The organism is Sorangium sp. So ce362, from assembly GCF_051519845.1.
GTDB lineage: Bacteria > Myxococcota_A > Polyangia > Polyangiales > Polyangiaceae > Sorangium.
This window is the reverse complement of sequence record NZ_CP150332.1, coordinates 11,227,096-11,242,254: the sequence shown is the minus strand read 5'-3', so window position 1 is coordinate 11,242,254 and position 15,159 is coordinate 11,227,096. Positions and strand designations below refer to the sequence as shown.

General features: G+C 70.8%; 10 protein-coding genes. 2 read left to right on the top strand and 8 right to left on the bottom strand.

The genetic code is table 11. The features are described 5' to 3' along the window. Positions 1-17: 17 nt before the first annotated feature. Both WMF17_RS43120 and WMF17_RS43115 read right to left on the bottom strand, forming a co-directional pair. Positions 18-1,211 (bottom strand): cytochrome P450, encoded by a 1,194-nt coding sequence (locus tag WMF17_RS43120; protein ID WP_437646718.1) that lies wholly within the window; start codon positions 1,209-1,211, stop codon positions 18-20. A gap of 1,316 nt (positions 1,212-2,527) precedes the next feature. Continuing rightward, positions 2,528-3,703, bottom strand: coding sequence for a serine hydrolase domain-containing protein (locus WMF17_RS43115; RefSeq protein ID WP_437599374.1), 1,176 nt, complete (start codon positions 3,701-3,703; stop codon positions 2,528-2,530). A 200-nt stretch (positions 3,704-3,903) separates the two neighbouring features. Between WMF17_RS43115 and WMF17_RS43110 the strand changes: the two genes are divergently transcribed. Next, entirely contained in the window at positions 3,904-4,572 is a 669-nt protein-coding gene (locus WMF17_RS43110) for a TetR/AcrR family transcriptional regulator (protein WP_437646716.1), read from the top strand. Between the two features lie 380 nt (positions 4,573-4,952). Then, positions 4,953-6,476 carry an ATP-binding cassette domain-containing protein gene (locus WMF17_RS43105; protein WP_437646714.1) on the top strand — a complete coding sequence of 508 codons (1,524 nt, stop codon included), beginning with the start codon at positions 4,953-4,955 and terminating at the stop codon, positions 6,474-6,476. A gap of 82 nt (positions 6,477-6,558) precedes the next feature. On the opposite strand, the gene WMF17_RS43100 is transcribed toward WMF17_RS43105, so the two are convergent. The 6 genes from WMF17_RS43100 to WMF17_RS43075 all read right to left on the bottom strand — a co-directional run bounded on the left by WMF17_RS43100 (position 6,559) and on the right by WMF17_RS43075 (position 15,152). Next, positions 6,559-8,820: a S46 family peptidase gene (locus WMF17_RS43100; protein ID WP_437646712.1), complete on the bottom strand. Its 2,262-nt coding sequence runs from the start codon at positions 8,818-8,820 to the stop codon at positions 6,559-6,561. A 272-nt stretch (positions 8,821-9,092) separates the two neighbouring features. Then, positions 9,093-10,667, bottom strand: a complete 1,575-nt coding sequence (locus WMF17_RS43095) for an Eco57I restriction-modification methylase domain-containing protein (protein WP_437646710.1) — start codon at positions 10,665-10,667, stop codon at positions 9,093-9,095. 53 nt (positions 10,668-10,720) lie between these two features. Then, complete coding sequence (locus tag WMF17_RS43090) at positions 10,721-11,056, bottom strand: hypothetical protein (protein ID WP_437599369.1); 336 nt, start codon at positions 11,054-11,056, stop codon at positions 10,721-10,723. 5 nt (positions 11,057-11,061) lie between these two features. Next, positions 11,062-13,038, bottom strand: a complete 1,977-nt coding sequence (locus WMF17_RS43085; RefSeq protein ID WP_437646708.1) for an ABC-F family ATP-binding cassette domain-containing protein — start codon at positions 13,036-13,038, stop codon at positions 11,062-11,064. A 232-nt stretch (positions 13,039-13,270) separates the two neighbouring features. Then, positions 13,271-13,843 carry a hypothetical protein gene (locus tag WMF17_RS43080; RefSeq protein ID WP_437599367.1) on the bottom strand — a complete coding sequence of 191 codons (573 nt, stop codon included), beginning with the start codon at positions 13,841-13,843 and terminating at the stop codon, positions 13,271-13,273. Continuing rightward, the gene (locus WMF17_RS43075; protein ID WP_437646706.1) at positions 13,836-15,152 is read right to left on the bottom strand and encodes a DUF3696 domain-containing protein; all 1,317 of its coding nucleotides are present in this window, start codon (positions 15,150-15,152) and stop codon (positions 13,836-13,838) included. Before WMF17_RS43075 ends, WMF17_RS43080 begins: the two co-directional genes overlap by 8 nt. Positions 15,153-15,159: the final 7 nt, after the last annotated feature.

Below are 15,159 nucleotides of genomic sequence, written 5' to 3'. Positions count from 1 at the left end.
CGCGCACGGCGTGCACATCAGGAAGGGATCACCTCGATCGGGAGCGTTATCGGGCAGCGGGTGTTGAGGACCGAGTTCCACTCGATTCGCTCGGCGCGGAGCTCGAAGCGGCGACACCGCGGCAGGAGCTCCTCCAACACCACGCGGGCTTGCGTACGCGCCAGCAGCGCTCCAAGACAGAAGTGGGCGCCATGACCGAACGCCAGACCGGTCTGCACGCGGCGCTCTGGGTCGAAGCGGTCCGGGTCTTGAAATCGGGTCTCGTCGCGCAGGCCCGAGCCCAGGAGCAGCGCCACGACCGAGTGCGCGGGGATGCGTACGCCCCCTATCTCCGCCTCTGCAAGGGTCAGCCGCATCGTGGCATGCACCGGCGGCTCGAAGCGGAGCACTTCCTCGACGAAGCGCGGGATGAGCGCTGGCTCTCCTCGCAGACGATCCATCCAGGCTGGGCGCTGCGCCAGGATCAACGCCATGTGGGTCATCAGCGATACCGTCGTCTCCATCCCTGCGACAACGAGTAGGAACAGGAGGGCGACGAGATCCTTGTCCGTGAGCGCGTTGTCGTTCACCTGCGATCGGAGCAGGTCGCTGACCAGGTCATTCTCCATCTGACGACGTCGGCTGGCGAGCAGCTCATGCATGTAGTGCTCCATCTGATCAATAGACTGGCGCACCGCGTCAATCCGCGTGTGTTGCTCCGGGGAGAGGCTGCCGACGCTGACCATGTCCGCCGTCCAGCGACTGAACTGCTCCTCGAGCGAGGGATCGAGACCGATCAACTGGGCGAGTAAGGTGATCTGCGCGCGACAAGCGACGTCAGGAAGAAAATCGACCACGCGCCGCTTCATCACCTCATTGACGAGCCGCGCTGCCGTAGAGCGCATCCGCGGCTCCAGCGAGCTCACCGTGCCGGTCGTGAAGCCTCGGCCGATGAGGTTGCGCAGCTGGCTGTGCCGCGGCGGATCCTCGACGATCATGGAATCGGACAAAGGGTTATAGCGTTGCAGGAAAGGTGGTTCGGTGGCTATGCGCAGCCCCGCCGACGAGAACACCTGCGTGTTCTTCAGCGCCGCGACGATGTCGTCGTACCGGGTGACCACCCACATCCCGTTCGGGTCCACCTGGCACACGGGCGACTCGCGCCGCAGCGTCGCATAGAAGGGGTACGGGTTCTCCCGCACGTCGGGGGCAAACAAGTTCAATCGATTCATTGCGCTCTTCCTGTGAGATGGGGTGGACACGGCCGCAGCGGCACGGCGGCACGGCGGCACACGTCGTTCAACGTGCGGTGCCAGCGCCGTGCTGCCTCAGATGCCCCGATGGGCGACGCTATGGCGTTGGGTCGGCTCTCCTTGGAGAGCAGCTTGCCTGGCGCTGGAGAGAGCACGAACCGGACGCCGCAGGTCGCGCGTCCGCAAGGTTCCGGCGCGTGGCCACCTGGGCGCATCTCTCGCCAGCAAGGCGCTGGGCAGCCGCCGCGCAGCCCGAGCCAATGGCTCGGTTCCCGCACGAAACGACTCCGTTCCTCGGTCGTCGCCGCGCTCGCGATGATGCGAGCGCACGACTCACGATCGCCTGGACTGCTGCGAGGGCATCTCCCGGTGCATCATGAGACCAGAGCAAACGAGAGAGCCGCTAGGCTCTCTTCATCGCTGCCGGCGTCCGATGGTTCATCCGTGCTCCTCCATCTGATGACAGGATGGTATACCATGCGGACGAATGCGCAACTGTATTCTTTGTGCGGAAACTACCCACGCCGTCCTTCGCGTGCTCGGAGCGTCGAGGATACCGAGTCTGCAGACGCGATGGTCATGCCGCGGCACACAACCCGTGTGAACAAAAATACATTCTTGCGCGGCCGGCGCGCGCTCCACCAGCGGGCGTCGAAGAGACCTACTGCACCTGGACGACACTGCAGTGGCCATTCGGTAGAAAGGCGGCGCGTTGGGCGTCCGGTGACCGCCGTAGGATCCGCATGAGATCTCGGGAGCGACTGTGCAGCAATGAAATCTGGAGTCGCCGCGGGTTTCATCTCTGAATGCATGGCGCCCGGCCCGGACGCGACGCCGCGGCGCGCCGGACGGAGCGCGCCTGAACAACGAGAGCGCTCGAAGCATGCGTCGGATCGAACGCTCATGGCTTTCCCGGAGCTGCTGACGGCGAAGTAGTTCAGTAGCGATGTGACGTGCATCGCGGCGACGCCGCACTGCGCGACGATGAGGCCGCTCGCCATGCAAGATGAACGCCTCGCTCCCTCCGGGCGCGATCATCGTTCCTGGACGTGGTCGCCGCGGCGGCCATGGCGGGGGTCGCTCGACCCGCTGCGCCGCGGGCCGCGTCACGTGCCCTGCGTCGATGACGCGGCGGGCCCCGGGACGTCGTGCGACGCCACGGAGGCCGCAGCCCTCGATGGCGGTCGGATTTCAACAGGCCGGCGGGAGGGCGAGAGCAGCGCGGGAACAGGCGAGCATGGATCTCCCCGGCGCCACGTGAGCGCTCATGGAGAAGGCGCGACCCAGACCGGCCCTCAGGCGGTGGTCTTCAGGCACGCGTAGAGCGCCGACGCGAGCGCCTCGGCCCGCGCGTCGGTCGTGAGCGCGAGGATCATCCGGTTCGGGAGGAACCCGAACCCTACCCGGGAGACGGGATCCGCGAAGCCTACCGCGCCGCCGAACCCGGGGTGGCCGAAGGCCTCGTCGTGCGGGCCCATGCCCAGGCTCGCCGAAGGCCGCATGTAGCCGAGGCCGATCCGGACCGGGTTCCCCCAGATGCAGTCGTTCCCGTCGTAGTGGACCTCGGTGTGGCGAGCCGTGGAGTCGGCCGAGACGAGCCGGGTGCCCGCGAGCTCGCCCCCCGAGGCGAGCAGGGCGTACAGCCGGGCGATGCCGCGGGCGGTCCCCACTCCATTGCGGGACGCGAGCTCCGCTCGCCAGAACGTCGGATGGTTCATCCCCTCCCGGAGCAGGTCCCCGAAGCGCCGGCCGGGGCTCAGGAACATCGCCTTGCCGGGCGCCGAGTCGGCGTTGACGAACTTGTAGAACTGGTCGGTGTCCGTGATCGGATCGGGGATCAGCCACGCGACCCGCTGGTGCTCGGCCTCGGGCAGCCCGATCCAGTACTCGGCCCCGAGCGGGCCCGCGATCTCGTCGCGCAGGTAGGTCCCCAGGCTCTTGCCGGTGATGCGACGGACGACCTCGCCAACGATCCAGCCGTAGGTGGTCGAGTGGTAACCGCACTGCGTCCCCGGCTCCCAGACCGGCGGCGCCGCCTCGATGAGCCGCGCGATGACCTCGGCGTCGAGCAGCGTCTCGGGGCGATCCAGGCGCACGCGCAGCTCGGGGTCGGGGAACCACGGCAGCCCCGCCTTGTGGCTGAGGACCATGCGCACCGTGATGCCGCCCTTGCCCTGGGCCGCGAACTCCGGCCAGTACGCGGCGACCGGCGCGTCGACGTCGAGCTTCCCCTGGTCCGCGAGCCGCTGCGCAACCAGCGCGGTGACGCCCGTGGCCACCGAGGCCCCGCACGCGACCGTGTCCTCGGCCCACGGGACGCCGGGGCGGGCCTCGCCACCCCAGAGGTGGGCGACCTCGACGCCGTCGACGTAAGCGCAGAACGACGCGCCGGCCTCGTCCTGTCGCGCGAGGTTCTCGACGAACGCGTCGCGTACGCGCTCGAAGCCAGGGGCCACGCTTCCTTGGATCATCGGCTGGGTGCTGGTCACGGATCGGTCCTTGGTAAGGAGGGGGTGCGCGGGGCGGGATCCGCCCTCACACCGCCATCATCGCCCATCTGGCGGCGCAAGGGATGACGAGCGTCGCTTTCGTGCGCACGCCGCGGCTCCCACCCGCCGCCGGCGGCATGCCTTGACCATGCGACCGACCGGTCATATGACCGATCGGTCGCATGCCGAAGAGCACGTTTTTCGGGCTTCCGGAGGAGCGGCGGGACCGCCTCGTGCGCGAGGCGATCGCGGAGTTCGCCGATCGGACCTACGCCGAGGCGTCGCTGTCGCAGATCGCGCGCCGCGCCCGCATCCCGAAGGGCAGCTTCTATCAGTACTTCGAGGACAAGCTCGATCTGTACCGCTGGCTGCTCACCGAGGAGGCGCCGCGGCGCAAGCGCGAGTTCGTGGGCGCCGCGTGCCTCGAGGGCGACTTCTGGGCTCGCCTCGAGGCCCTGATCGAGCGAGGCATGGCGTTCCTCGTCGAGCACCCGCGCCTCGCCCGCCTGTCGGCCGCGGCCGCCGATCCGACGGCGGACGTCGAGGTGCGCGGCCTGCACCGGGCGATCTGCGAGGCCGGCGTCGCCGAGCTCCGGGCGTTGCTCGCGCAGGGCCTCGCGAGCGGCGCCCTGCGCGCGACCGACACGAGCCTGGAGGTGGCGACCCGCCTCGTCGCCGCCGTCATCGGCCCGGGGCTGACCGATGTCGTGCTCCAGGAGCTCGGGGCCGAGCTCCACGAGGTGCTGGCCTCGGACTCGCCGCGCAAGCAGCTCGGCCCGAGGCGCCGCCGCCGCCTCGCGCAGCAGGTGGTCCGACTCATCCGGGGCGGCCTCGGCGCGGACGCCGCGTAGTTTCACGAGGAAGCCGGCGCCGCGCTGTGGCTCTGCTCGGCGGGCGCGGGCCACGTGACCGGCGCCGCGCTCCCGGTCGACGGCGGCTCCCTGGCCGCGCGAGGCACGGAGTTGCTCCGAGGCCCTGATCTCACCCAACCTCACGACGGAGCTCTCTGGGCCAATGCCCCCACCACCCCCACGGAGCCTCGGTTGCGCGTGCCGTCGCGGCCTGTTACACACTGCCGCTGACGCAAGAGGAGAGTGCTCCGGTGAAGATCAGCTCCTGAATCGGTCTCCGTCGCAGGTCGCGAGCGCGCCAGGTCGGATGAGCCTGCCCGCGCAACGCAGCCTGCCCGTCCCGTGACCGGGCCGCGTGGCCCTCGGATTCAGGAGCTTGTATGTCGTCGTTGCGCGCGCATCGTCTCTCTTTCTGTTATTCCGACGCGTCCCCGGTCCTCGGGGACGTCGATCTGTGCCTGACGCCCGGCTGGTACGGGATCGTCGGGCCGAACGGCGCCGGCAAGACGACGCTCCTCCGGCTCTTCGCCGGCGAGCTCGCGCCCGACGCGGGGAGCCTGCGCATCGAGCCGCGGGGCGCGGCGATCGCGGTCTGCCCGCAGGCCGTGGAGCACGCGGACGCGGCGATCCGTGCGCTGGCCGAGGCCGAGGACGGCCTCGCGCGCAGGGTGCGCGGCGAGCTCCACCTCGATCCGGCGGAGCTCGGGCGCTGGGCCACGCTGTCGCCCGGCGAGCGCAAGCGGTGGCAGATCGGCGCGGCGCTCGCCGCCGAGCCGGACCTGCTCCTGCTCGACGAGCCGACGAACCACATCGACGCGGACGCGCGGGCGCTGCTCGCCGGCGCGCTCGGCGGATTCAAGGGGATCGGCGCGTGCGTCTCGCACGATCGCGAGCTCCTCGACGCGCTGACCGTCGGCACGATCCGGGTCGAGCAGGCCGCGGCGCGGCTCTATCCCGGCGGGTACAGCGCCGCCAAGGAGCTCTGGGAGGCCGAGGCGCGCGGCCGCGAGGAGGCGCACCAGCGGCTGCGCGCCGAGGAGCGGCACCTCCGCCGCCGGCTCGGCGAGGAGCGGCGCGAGCAGGCCTCGGCGGACGCGGCGCGGAGCACGCGGAAGCGGATGAAGGGCCCGCACGACAGCGACGCCCGGGGCCTGATGGCGGACTACCGCGTGTCCTCGGCCGAGGCGCGGCTGTCGCGCACCGTGGGCGTGACGCGGCGCAAGCTCGAGAAGGTGTCGGCCGAGGCGGGGGAGCTCGAGCTCGAGAAGGCGGTGGGGCGCAGCGTGTTCGTCGGCTACGAGCGGTCGCCCGCGCCGTGGCTGTTCGTGCTCGACGCGCCCGAGGTCCGCGCGGGCGGCGGCGATGGCCCCGTGATGCTGCGGGGCGTGCGGCTCGGCGTCGGCCGCGAGGACCGCATCCGGATCGCCGGCCCGAACGGCGGCGGCAAGACCACGCTGGTGAAGGCGCTGCTCGCGAGCGCGCGGGTGCCGCGGGAGAAGGTGCTGTATGTGCCGCAGGAGCTCGGAGAGGCGGAGGAGCAGGCGCTCATCGCCGCGGCCCGGCGCCTGCCCCCGGAGCAGCGCGGACGGGTGATGTCGCTCGTGGCGGCGCTCGGGGTGGAGCCGGGGCGGCTGCTCGCGTCGGCGCGGCCGTCGCCTGGCGAGGCGCGGAAGCTGATGATCGCGCTCGGCCTCGGGCAGCACGCGTGGGCGCTGGTGCTGGACGAGCCGACAAACCACCTCGATCTGCCGTCGATCGAGCGGCTGGAGCGCGCCCTGGCCGACTACCCGGGCGCGCTGCTCCTTGTCACCCACGACCGGGCGTTCGGGAGGAGCTGCACGTCGATCCTGTGGACCGTGGCCGAGGGCGACGTGCGGGTCACGTCCGACGACGCCGGCGCGTGACCCCGACCCTCGGCGCCGCGGCCTCGACGGACGCACGCCCCGCGGCGGCGGCGCCGATCGCGCGCCGCCGCCTGGGCCGCGTTCACTCGATGGCCGGCGTGCCGCCCATCTCCTTGAGCACGGCGTCCGCGCCGGACACCGCGTCCATCACCCACTGCATGTAGCGGTGATCGACGTGGATGGTCCGGGTGATCGACGGCATGAAGAGCCAGTCGGACGCCATCGCCTCGTAGTTGCCGTCGAAGGCGAGGCCGACGAGCTCGCCGCGCGCGTTCAGCGTGGCGGAGCCGGAGTTGCCGTTCGTGATGTCGAGATCGCTCAGGAAGCAGACTGGGACCTCGCCGAGGTCGTCATCCACGTACGGGCCGAACCGCCGCTCGCGCGCGGCCTCGATCAGGGCCTCCGGGGTGTCGAACGGCGGCTTGCCGGTGCTCTTCTTCACGACCTCGCTGAGGGCGGTGAACGGGCGATAGACCGGCTTGTCGATCTCCGGGCGGTAGCCCCGCACGGTGCCGTAGGTGACGCGGAGGGTGCCGTTCGCGTCGGGCGCCAGCATGCCGCCCCGGTACGCGCGGAGCGCCTCGACGAAGCGGGGCTTCACGAGGGTCATCGCCCCGGCGTAGGCCTTGTCCCGGGCCTCGATGGCCTTGTCGACGGGCGCGAGCGAGAGGGCGAGGCGGATCATCGGATCCTGGCTCGCGCCGAGCGCCTCGATCGTCGCCGTCTTGAGCAGCTTGACCCGGGTCGCCGCGTCCTCGAGCGCCGTCTTGGCGTAGAGGGCGTCGACCGCCGCGGCGAGGGCGGCCTCGGTCGGCGCCTGCCCGCCCACGAGGCTGCCGACGAGCGCCGGCCTGTCCTTCGGATCGAGCCGCAGCGCGCGCTTCAGGGCCAGCTTGAAGGCGCTCCGATCGAGGGTGCGGTCGTAGGACTTCTGCAGCGACACCTGCGCCTGCTCGAGCCGCTCCCAGTTGCGCTCCTGGTACCCGGCGTCGCGCTCGGCGTCGGCCTTGGGCCGCTCCTCCGCCATGCGCACGAGGGTGACGGCCGCGTCGAGGAGCCTCGCGGACGAGAGGATCTCGGACACGGCCGCGTCGTGCTCGCGCGTCTTGCTCTGCTCGGCGTGCGCCGCGGCGATCTTCTCGATCGCGCCGCCGTAGGCCGCCTTGCGCTCCGGCTTGGCGTCGATCCAGGCCTTGAGCTCGTCCTCCACCCTGGCCTTCTCCTTGGCCAGGCCGCCCTCGACCAGCCCCTCGAGGAGACCGCGCGTCTTGAGCAGGTAATTGCTGTAGCCCTGGATGGACGAATGCGCCTTGATGCGCACCGCCGGGTCGTTCTTGCCGAGCTCCTCCAGCAGGGCGATCGACTCCTCGTAGAACGACACCCGCTTCGGGTACTGCCATGACACGGCGGACTCGACCTCTGCCGCGGTCCGGAGCCGGCTCGTCGTGCCGGGATAGCCGGCGACCATCACCAGGTCGCCGTGGTTGAGCGGCGCGGAGGCGAGCTTCAGGTGGTGCGCCGGGCGATACGGCACGTTGTCGTCCGCGTGGCCCGCGGGGCGGTTGTCCTCGCCGACATAGGCCCTGAAGAAGGCGAAATCTCCGGTGTGACGTGGCCAGCGCCAGTTGTCGATATCCCCGCCGAAGTTGCCGATGGCCTCGTGCGGGGCATACACGATGCGGACGTCCTTGATCTCCAGCTGCTCGATCAAGGAGACCTGGCCGCCGCCGAAATACTCGGCGATGGAGCAACGGATCTCCGGGCGCCCCTGCTCGCACGCGGCCACGAGCTGCTTCTTGCGCCGCTCGATCTCCTCGTAGCGCTCGAGATCGCCCTGGATCGCCTCGATCTCGCGCCGCACCTCGCCGGTGACGTCGCGGAAGCCGCGGGTGACGAGGACGCGCGCGGTGGGGCCGGCCCAGCGCTCTTCTGCGCGGGATCTCGCCAGGTAGCCGTTCGTCAGGAGGTCCTGCTCCGGGGTGGAGTTGTACTGGAGCGCCCTGGTGGCGCAGTGGTGGTTCGTCGCGATGAGCCCGTCGGGCGAGACGAACGACGCCGAGCAGCCTCCCAGGCTCACCACCGCGCCGAGCGGGGCCGCCGTGGGATCGGTGAGCGACGCCGGATCGATCTCGAGCCCGAGCGCCTCGAGCTTGTCCTTGTGCTGCCCCATCTGCTCGGGCATCCACATCCCGCCGGGGTTCTCGAACGGCGTCCCCTGGCCGGGCCCCGAGGCCGGAGGCTTCGTGTCGCCCGCTTGCGGGCGCTCCGACCCGCAGCCCGGCGCGAGCGCGGAGAGGGCGAAGAGCGCGAAAAGCGCGTTACCACGCAGAGAGGAATGAAACATGCGGTGTTGTTACCATCGACGTTGGACAAAGCAACCACACCGCATCTCTCGAGCAGCCCCGGCGCCGCGTCCCATGAGCTCTTTTCTGGTTTCATGTGAGAAGGAACCATAAAGACACATAGATCCTTTGTTCTCTCCTCTGTGTCCTCTGTGCCTCTGTGATTCAAATTCTTCTACATCACGGAGCCGGGAAAGGACCCACGCGAGGCCCGCCGGCTTCAGCGCGTTTGCCGGAAAGCCCTGTTCTCTGCGTCAGGCGGCCGGACTGGCATTCACGGCATCCCCGCCGATTCGCCCTCGGGGATGACGCCTCGCGCGCCCGCGCCGAGCGCCTCCTCGACGGCGCGATCGATCTCGCGCTGGCCGAGGGCCCGATCGCCGGCGCGGGCGCCGAGCCGCTCGATCGTCTCCAGCGCGGGATACGTGAGCCGCCGGAGGTCGGCGGCGTTCACCTGCGTGTGGCCGCTCCACTGCCGGAAATACGTGTCCACGAGCGTGGAGCTCAGGAAGGCGCGCAGGCCGCGGGCGAGGAGCGGCGGCAGCCCGGCGCCGCTCCGGTGAAAGACGTTGAGGTGGTTCTCGAAGCCCACGCGCGCGCAGGGCACCGTCGCCGGATCGAAGACGGCCGCCGTGATGCGCCGGCGCTCCTCCTTCGAGGAGCAGCGCTTGACGACGACATAGGTCCCGCTCGGCATCCAGAGGTGGGCTGTCGCGGCGCAATCGACCAGGGCGTTCGGCTTCTTCCCGGGCCTCGGCCAGCGGACGACGCCCGCGTCGAGGTGCGCGGGGTAGATCAGCGGCGCCGTGTCCGCCGCGGGGTCCAGGCGGAGCAGCTCGCGGGCGCGGAAGTCCACGACCTTGCCCGTGGAGATCGAGAGGCCGAGATCCGCGAGGCGCGCGGGCAGCCTCGCAAACGCGTCCGCGACGTCCTTGCCTGCCTGATCCGGGACGACGTGGATGAGGCGCTCGGGGTCGCCCGGCCGCACCACCTCGGCGTGGGGGACCTGCCGCGCCACGATCGGCCCGTCGTCCGGGCCGTTGCTCGACGAGATGAGCACGGCGCCCGGCGGCGCGCCCTTGACGCCGCAGAAGACGACGATCTCCTGCAGGATGTCGTCCTCCGCGAACGCCGCCGTGCGCGACTCGAAGACGTGCACCCGGCGGAGTGACATCTCGCGGAGGAACAGCTCGCGGAAGGCCATGAAGTAAGGACCATTACAGAAGCTCCTCGGCGTGATGGCGACGAGCTCGCCCCCGGGCTCGAGGACGCGCACCGCGAGCGCCAGGAAGGCAGCGTAGAGGTTGTTCGCCTCGATCCCGGCGCGGCGGAGCGCGCGCCGGGCCGCCGAGCCGGCGCCGAGCTTCTTGTAGGGCGGGTTCAGGATCGCGTGGGTGAAGCGCGCCCGCGGCCCGGGCAGGGAGAGCTCCTCGACGGCCGCGGCGATGAAATCCGCGCGGACCGCGCGCCCGTCGAACGCGATGCCCGCCGCGCGGCACGCGTCGCGGCAAGCGCGCATGCATTTGGAAAGATGCTTTACCAGCGCCGGATCGAGCTCGTAGCCGACGGCGAGGATGTCTGTCGGCGCGTCGGGCCGGGAGCACGCCTCGGCGACGAGCGCCGCCGTGAGCGAGCCGACGCCGGCGCCGGCATCCAGGACGCGGACCGACCCGCCGAGGCGCTGGAAGAGCGACGCCATGAACGAGGCGAGCCGGGGGGGCGTCAGGAACTGGCCGAGCTCGGAGCGCCGGGCGGAGTCGAGGCGCCGGCAGGCCTGCGCGCGGTGCCGATCGACCGTCTGGATCAGGGACGCCGGCGGCGAGCGCCGGAGCTCTCGGGCTGCGCTCATCGGCTGGACGCCATGGCTACCCGGGGGGGGGGAGCGGATCGTGCCGGGGCGGCTCAGTCGACCTGGTGGGCCCGGAACGACGCCACCGCCCCGCTGGTCTCCAGACAGCGATGGATCCAGGCGGCGTCGCGCGCGCGCACGGCGATGAGCCGGACGTCGCCGGCGCCGTCCAGCGTCTTCAGGCCCTGGAAGCCGACAAGCTCTGCTTCCTGGAGCGTCATGACCTGCGCTCCCGTCTCGCTCATCACCTCGGCGGTGAGCAGGTCGGCGCCGGCTGTCCCCGGGGCGAGGTACACCTCGAACACGGTCATCATGGGGCCATGGTCGCCGGACGGCGCGGCGCCGACAAGGGTCGTCGTGAGCCCGGCGCGGCCGGTCACGCCGGCCACGCCGGTCACGCCTTGCCGGCGGCCTCGCGCTTCGTCTCGAGCTCCTCCCACCGGCTGACGAGGCGCGCGGCCTCCTGCTTGGCGCGCTCGAGCTCCGAGAGCAGCCCCGCGACGTCCGCGCCGCGGCTCGCGTAGAGCGTCGGATCGGCGAGCTTCGCCTCGAGCTCGACGACCTGCTGCTCGGCCACGTCGATCCGTCCGACGATGGCCTCGAGCTCGGTCCGCTCGGCGAACGAGAGCTTCGGCTTGTCCCCGCTGCGCGCGGCGGTCTTTCCCTGCGCCTGCGCGGGCCGGGGCTCCGCCGCCTGCGCCTTCGCGGCCCGCGCGTCGGCCTCCGCCGCGAGCGCGGCGTGAGCGCGCTGCTCGCGGTAGGCGTCGTAGTTGCCGGCGTAGCGCACAACGCGGCCGCCGCCCTCGAACGCGAGGATCGAGGTCGCGACGCGGTTCAGGAACCAGCGGTCGTGGGTCACGACGAGCGCCGAGCCCTCGAGCTCGATGAGCATCTCCTCGAGCGCGGCCAGGGTCATCACGTCGAGGTCGTTCGTGGGCTCGTCGAGGATGATCACGTTGACGCTCTGGGTGAGCATCTTCGCCAGGGCGACGCGCGCCCGCTCGCCGCCCGAGAGCGAGCCCACCGGCTGTCGCGCCTTGTTCGGATCGAAGAGGAACCGCTCCAGGTAGCTGCGCACGTCCATGGATCGGCCGCCGATCTCGACGCGCGTATGCGAGCCCGCGATGTTCTCGAAGATGGACTTGTCGAGGTCGAGCCCGCTGCGGTGCTGGTCGAAGTAGGCGACGCTCGAGTTCTTTCCGAGCACGACCTCACCTTCCATCGTGGGCCCCTCGGCGGCCGCGCCGTCTCCGGCGGCGTCGAGCTGGCCGAGGATCGCCCGGAGCATCGTGGTCTTGCCGGTGCCGTTGCGGCCGACGATGCCGACGCGCTCGCCCTTGGTCAGGGAGAAGTCGAGGCCGCGCACGAGCCATTTGCCGTCGACCGCGAGGCCGAGCTTCTTCATCTCGAGGATGGTCTTGCCGGTGCGCACCGAGTCCACCGAGAGCTGCGCTGTCCGCTCGGCCTTCGGCGGCGGGGCGGATTTTGTCGTCTCCGCGCGCTGGATGCGCGCCTTCTGCTTGCCGGTGCGCGCCTTCGGCTGCCGCCGGAGCCACTCGAGCTCGGTGCGCAGGAAGTTCTGCCGGTTCGACTCGGTGCGCGACTCGAGGGCGAGGCGGTCGGCCTTCTGCTCGAGGTACTCCTCGTAGCCGCCGTCGTAGCTGTAGACCTTGCCCTTGTCGATCTCGAGGGTGCGCTCGGCGACGCGGTCGAGCAGGTAGCGATCGTGGGTGATGAGGAGCAGCGCGCCGGGGTGCTCGTCGACGAGGAAGCGCTCGAGCCACTCGACGGTCTCGACGTCGAGGTGGTTGCTCGGCTCGTCGAGCACGGCGAGGGCGGGCCGCGACACGAGGAGGCGCGCGAGCGCGACGCGCCGGCGGTCGCCGCCGCTGAGCACGCTCATGGGCGCGTCGGGCCGGGTGACGCCGACGTGGCCGATGATGGTGTCGACCCGGTGCATCATGTCCCATCCGCCGAGGCGCTCGATGTCGGCCGCGACGGCCGCCTGCTCGGCGAGGAGCGCCTCGGCGTCCCCGGTGCCGGCCGCGAGCGCCCGGCTCACCTCGTCGTGGCGGGCCTTGGCCGCGTACCACGCGGAGAGCCCGGCGAGCACCACGTCGCGCGCGGTGTCGGACGGCTCGAAGACCGGGTCCTGCGAGAGGACGCCGATCTCGGCGCCGCGGCGGCGCGCGATGGTGCCGCTGTCGGGCTGCTCGAGGCCGGCGAGGATGCGGGCGAGCGTGCTCTTGCCGGAGCCGTTGACGCCGACCAGGCCGACCCGCTCGCCCGTGCGGATGTTGACCGTGACGCCATCGAGGACGGTCTGGGGACCGAAGGATTTGTGGAGATCGTGAGCGGTGAGGACGGGCACAGGGGGCGGAGCTTAGCGCATGGCGCAGTGATCGGGGGGACCGGCTCGGAAACCCGGCGAGTTCATCGCAGACCTCCCTCGCCGGGGCGCGACGGCGGGTGACGCCGGGGGAGCTCGCATGGCCGGGCGACGAGGGCACGAAGCGCGCCTGCGCGCCATCCGCGCCCTCGTCGTCCGGCCTCGCGGGAGGCGACCCGAGAGGCCGCGCGGCGCGAAGGCGGTCAAGCAGCGCTCATTCCTCCGTCGTTGCTTCCGTCGTCGCGACGCCGCGCTCTCCACCGTTTGCCAGAAGAGGCACCTTTTCGGGGTGCTTGCGCCAGAACTCTCTCTGGCACCACCCGGGGAGGAGCTGCTCCACGATGACCCCCTCGGCGGAGAGGGCCTCTTCGTGCTCGTGCCAGTCGGTGTCGCACGCGTTGACGATGGTGCTTCGACCACCGGCCGAACGATGCGCGAGGTGCGCCGCCACGAGCTTCTTGTCGGAGTTGTCGAAGCGCGCGAGCCCCTCGGGAACGACGGCGTACTCTCCGTCGTACTCCACGGAGACGAACGCCGCCGTCCGCAGCTTCTCCATCGCCACGACGAGGCCGTAGTCCTGGGCCGTCAGCTTCTTCTTGTACTCGCGCAGGATGCCGCGGGCGCTGTCAATGATCAGGCCGCGCCCGTGGTCGCCACGGAAATCTTTGAGCCACGCGAAGACGATCCTCCGCTCGTTCGCGGGGACATGGGTGTCCTTGAACGGCGAGGCCGGATCGGCGGCGCTCGCGACGATGAGCACGTTTGTGTCGACGACATGATCAGCCACGTCGCTCGTCCTTCTCCATGCGGTCGAGCATCCGCTCTACCTGCCGCTCCACCTCGCCCACCGTGTCACCGAAGAACTTGTCGGGCCAGTTCGCGACCCGCCCGTACTCGTTCACCTCGAGCGGCTCCAGCACCGATTCTCCGTCATCGCACCTGGCAAAGTACATGGCGCACTCGTCCGGCGTGATGCGCTCTTCGGCCATCAGGGTCTGGATCCGCCGGAAGAGGTGCTCCGAGTGCGTCTCCACAAGGAACTGCACCCTGCGCTCTCGCGTTGCGTCGACGAGCAGATCGCCGAGCGCCGATTGCGCCAGCGGGTGCAGGTGGAGCTCGGGCTCCGACATGATCACCGTCGAGCCCTCGGGCGCGAAGTACGCCGAGGTGACCACGGGCAGGACCTGGGAGACACCGAAGCCGACGTCGAGCAGGTTCGTCCGATGGCCCTGGAAGGTGATCATGACCTGGAAGAACGTCGTCGCGTGGCGCTCGATCTCCATCTTGTCCGCGACCCCGAGCCGCGCGAGCCCTGCGGAGACCTGCTCGACGAGGCGGCCCCGCTCGGACTCGTCGGCGTGGCGGCCGACGAGGCTCGCGATCAGCGCCGGGATCGCGTGCTCACCGCTCGATCCGAGCTGTCCGACCGAACGCCCCGTCCAGGCGTGGTGGCGCGTGGGCACGCTCCGGTGGGGCCCGAGGTAGGCGAGCCGCTGGAGCTCCCGCGTCAGCGCGAGCGCGAGATCCTGCGCGTCCGCGCCCGCGGGGCCCAGGGCAGCGACCGCATCGGCCGAGAAGCCGACGGAGCGCTCGGGCTCGTAGGCTCTCCGGGCCCGCCGGTCGTCTGGCAAGGGGCCGCTCGGCGCGGAGAGCGCGTAGGTGCCGTCTTGCTGGCGTGCGACAGCATAGGAGCCGCCAGCAGTGACGTACGAGAGCCGCTGCACGCAGGGGATTTCATCCTCCGCGGCGCCATAATCCACCTCGTACTCCACGGAATCGAGCGTGCGTGGCTCGGCCCCCTTGCCGATGCTCACCGGGCCGAAGGTCAGGCGGAACCCGAGCTCGGCGCGACGATCGCCCCCGGAGACGACGTCGGAGAGCCTGCCGAGGTCCAGCATCTCACCGGGTTGTCCGCCCAGGTTGAGCGCCAGCGACCGGTCGGGCGACTCGACGGTTTGCTTCAGGAGCAAGAGCGGCTGAAGCAGGCTCGTCTTGCCGGCCGAGTTGACGCCGAGGACCAGCGTGAGCGGCTTGAGGTCGAACACATGTGCGCCACGCCAGGCCTTGAAGTTCCGGAGTCCGAGCTTCGTGAACATCCTCTGC